General features: G+C 67.4%; 1 protein-coding gene. It reads left to right on the plus strand.

The genetic code is table 11. The features are described from left to right. A partial coding sequence (locus tag AC630_RS42195) for a chemotaxis protein CheA (RefSeq protein ID WP_245330674.1) occupies positions 1-509 on the plus strand: 509 nt, incomplete at both ends.

The raw sequence follows: 509 nt of genomic DNA on the forward strand, positions 1-509 counted from the left end.
CCTCTCCAACGTCACCGCCGAGCTGCAGGAAGGCGTCATGAAGACGCGCATGCAGCCGATCGGCAACGCCTGGCAGAAGCTGCCCCGCATCGTCCGCGATCTGTCGAGCGAACTCGGCAAGCAGATCGAGCTGGAGATGCACGGCGCCGACACCGAGCTCGACCGCCAGGTGCTCGACCTGATCAAGGACCCGCTCACCCACATGGTGCGCAACTCCGCCGACCACGGCCTCGAGACCCCGGCCGAGCGCTTGGCGGCCGGCAAGGGCGAGCAGGGCACCATCCGCCTCTCCGCCTATCACGAAGGCGGCCACATCATCATCTGCATCGCCGACAACGGCCGTGGCCTCAACACCGAGAGGATCAAGACCAAGGCGCTGTCCTCAGGCCTCGTCACCGAGGCCGAGCTCGAGAAGATGAGCGAGGCCCAGATCCACAAGTTCATCTTCGCCCCGGGCTTCTCCACCGCGGCCGCCGTCACCTCGGTGTCGGGGCGCGGCGTCGGCATGG

It is taken from the genome of Bradyrhizobium sp. AS23.2, assembly GCF_001908185.1.
Classification (GTDB): Bacteria; Pseudomonadota; Alphaproteobacteria; order Rhizobiales; family Xanthobacteraceae; genus Bradyrhizobium.